The sequence below is a fragment of the Pirellulales bacterium genome (assembly GCA_035939775.1).
GTDB lineage: Bacteria > Planctomycetota > Planctomycetia > Pirellulales > DATAWG01 > DASZFO01.
Genome location: DASZFO010000167.1, coordinates 1 through 2,990, shown reverse-complemented (window position 1 = coordinate 2,990; position 2,990 = coordinate 1). Strand labels below are relative to the sequence as shown.

Sequence of the window (2,990 nt, the reverse complement as noted above, 5' to 3'; positions counted from 1 at the left end):
CTGCTCATCGCTCAAATCCGTGGGATAGACGGCTTCCATGCCAGGTGCTCCGAAGCGAGAAAAGTTCCTCCAGTTTCAAACGCTGCGTGTAAATACTGCTTATTTCCGCGACGATCAAGACCTTTTCAAACACGTTCTAAGGAATGACGAAGCACGAAGCAGGAATGACGCGGGAAAAGCAGACCCCTTAAGTCGCCTAGCGGTCGTTTTTCATTGGAGCATTCGTCATTCTTTCGTCATTCGACATTCGTCATTTCAAAGTCAGGTCCTTCATCAATGGATCGAGGTATTTCACGGTGCCCGAGAGCGTGGCGAGATGAATGTAATCGTCTTCCGGAATCTGGATTCGATAGCGCTTGCGCAATTCCATCACGATGTCGAGAAAGTCCATGCTATCCAGCTCGACTTGCTCGCGCAGCGGCACGTCGTCTTTCAATTGGCTCAGATCGTCGTCCGGCAGGATGTCCGCCAGAATCTCGATGACCTTCGCTCGAATCTCCGATGGACTCATACTCCGCTCCCCCTCAACGGTCATCAGACAACGTCAGTTTGCCCCAAACCGCTTAACGATGACCACCGAGTTGATTCCCAGCATTCCAAAGGAATTATTCAAAATGTAATCGACGCGCCCCATTTCCCGCGGCTCGAGCACGACGAGTCCTTCAAGGCGGCATTCGGGGTCGATCTCGTCGAGATTGATCGTCGCATGGCAAATACCATCGTCGAACGCCGGCAAATTGCCAGCTAATTCAAGCGCCCCGGCGGCGCCCATGGCATGGCCGATGAAGCTCTTGGTGTTGTTGAATCGGGTGCGGCTCGAGCCGCCGAACACGCGCCGCAGCGCATCGCACTCTTGCGAATCGCCGTGGGTCGTGCCCGTCGCGTGCGTGCTAACGATATCGATCTCGTCGGCTGTGATCCCGGCCCGGTTGAGTGCAAACTGAATGCACTCGGCCTGTCGCACAGGATTGGGGAGCACGAAGTCGCTGGCGTCGCTGTTCATCGCATAGCCGGCCAGCTCGCCATAGATCTTTGCTCGGCGGGCCTTTGCGTCCGACATCCGCTCGAGCACAAACATCCCGCCACCTTCGGCCACGACGATCCCGTTGCGGTTGACGTCGAAAGGGCGCGAGGCCTTGGTCGGATCGGCATGCGAGGCGAGCGCTCCTTGGCTCTTGAAGCTGGCGAAGATGCCGAACGTATGGATGCTCTCGGAGACGCCGCCGGCCAGTGCCAGATCGCACTCGTCCAACAGCAGCATTTGGGCCCCCTGGATCAGCCCTGCATTCCCGGCGGCGCAGGCGGCGCCAATCGTATAGTGCGGGCCGGTGATCCCGAGGTTAAGCGAAATCTCGCCGGCCGGGTTGTTTGCTACCGTCCGCGGATTGTGATGATGCGACCAAAAGCTTGTGTCGAAGTTGTATCCTTGAAGCTGATAGACCTCGTTTTCGGTCTCGACGTTGCCATGTTCGGTAACGCCGACATAGATGCCGACCAGGGACTTATCGATGTTGGGCCAATCCAGCCCGGCGTCGGCGATGGCCTCTTGGCAGCAATAAACCCCCATGCTGCCGGCCCGCGTGCCCCGGCGGAGATCCTTGCGGTTCTGGTACTTGAGTTCGTTGAACGAGCAGACGCCTGCTAACGTCGATCCGACGTAACGGATGTCGTACGGCCGAACCCCGCTCCGACCGGCGAGCAGGCTGTCGCGAAACTCGCCCAGATTATCGCCATTCGGCGCAGCCAACCCCACGCCGGTAATCACGATCCGCTGGCAATCTGGCTTTCCGGCAATCATCCGAGTTCCCCGCGGCCCCATAGACGCTTAAACGCTTGAACTTAGCCAGTTTCGGCCGAATTAGCAAGCCGAGCGGAAGTGGATTGCTCAGGGTCGGCGGCAAAACCATAATGGGCTTTTCGCCACCCCAAGCGTTTAGATGCCCTGCCGCCAAAGAATCCCCATGCCTTGTAAACATCGCAACCTTCCGTCCCTCGGCGCGGTCACGCCCGCGCTGCGGCTCTCACGCGGAACACCGTTGAGGATCGCGATCGCGACGACGTTCGTACTTCGTACTTTGTACTTCGTACTTCCCGCGTGCTTCGTCGTTCCAACAGTCGAAGCCGCCAATGTGATTCCGCACGGCCAAGATAAGGCCCCCGGCGCGCCGCTTTCGCCCGCCGAGGCGATGAAGAAGATGACGCTGCCTGAGGGTTTTTCCGTCGAACTCGTCGCCTCCGAACCGGATATCGTCAATCCGGTCGCGATGACGATCGACGAGCGCGGGCGGTTTTGGATCACCGAGAGCATCGAGTATCCACGACGTGACGCCGGGCCGGGCCGCGATCGGATCAAAGTGCTCGAATCCACCAAAGGGGATGGTCACATCGACAAGATCACCGTCTTCGCCGACGGCCTGAATATCCCCTCCGGGATCGCGGTCGGCCATGGCGGCGTCTGGGTTTGCAACTCGCCCGACATCCTGTTCATGCAAGACACCAAGGGGACCGGCCGGGCCGACAAGCGCGAAGTGGTCGTCACTGGCTTCGGCCGCTACGACACGCACGAGCTGCCCAATTCGCTCACTTGGGGACCCGATGGTTATCTTTACGGACTGAACGGAGTATTTAATGAGGCCCATATCAAACAGAACGGCAAGGAATTCCGCTTCACGTGCGCAATGTTTCGCATCGATCCGCGGACGCACGATTTCGAAGTGTTCTGCGAAGGAACGAGCAACCCCTGGGGAATCGCTTGGGACGCCGAGGGAAGCGGATTCGTCAGCGCCTGCGTCGTCGATCATCTCTGGCATCTGACGGAGACTGGTTACTATCTCCGCCAAGGCGGCCCATATCCACCGTTCACCTGGGTCTTGCCGTCGATCGTCAAGCACCATCATCAGAAAGCGGCCTATTGCGGGCTGCTCTACATGGACACCGACGCGTTTCCCGAACCATACCGCGGCAAGCTGATAATGGGAAACATTCACGGA

At 58.5% G+C, this 2,990-nt stretch carries 3 protein-coding genes; 1 reads left to right on the top strand and 2 read right to left on the bottom strand.

What is annotated here, in order from left to right; genetic code table 11:
• Window positions 1–250: 250 nt before the first annotated feature.
• On the bottom strand, window positions 251–511 hold the full coding sequence (locus tag VGY55_11280; GenBank protein HEV2970542.1) for an acyl carrier protein: 261 nt from the start codon (window positions 509–511) through the stop codon (window positions 251–253).
• 33 nt (window positions 512–544) lie between these two features.
• Complete coding sequence (locus tag VGY55_11275; GenBank protein ID HEV2970541.1) at window positions 545–1,798, bottom strand: beta-ketoacyl-[acyl-carrier-protein] synthase family protein; 1,254 nt, start codon at window positions 1,796–1,798, stop codon at window positions 545–547.
• A 163-nt stretch (window positions 1,799–1,961) separates the two neighbouring features.
• On the opposite strand from VGY55_11275, the gene VGY55_11270 reads away from it, so the two are divergent.
• The coding region (locus VGY55_11270) for a PVC-type heme-binding CxxCH protein (protein HEV2970540.1) at window positions 1,962–2,990 on the top strand (1,029 nt) is incomplete at its 3' end.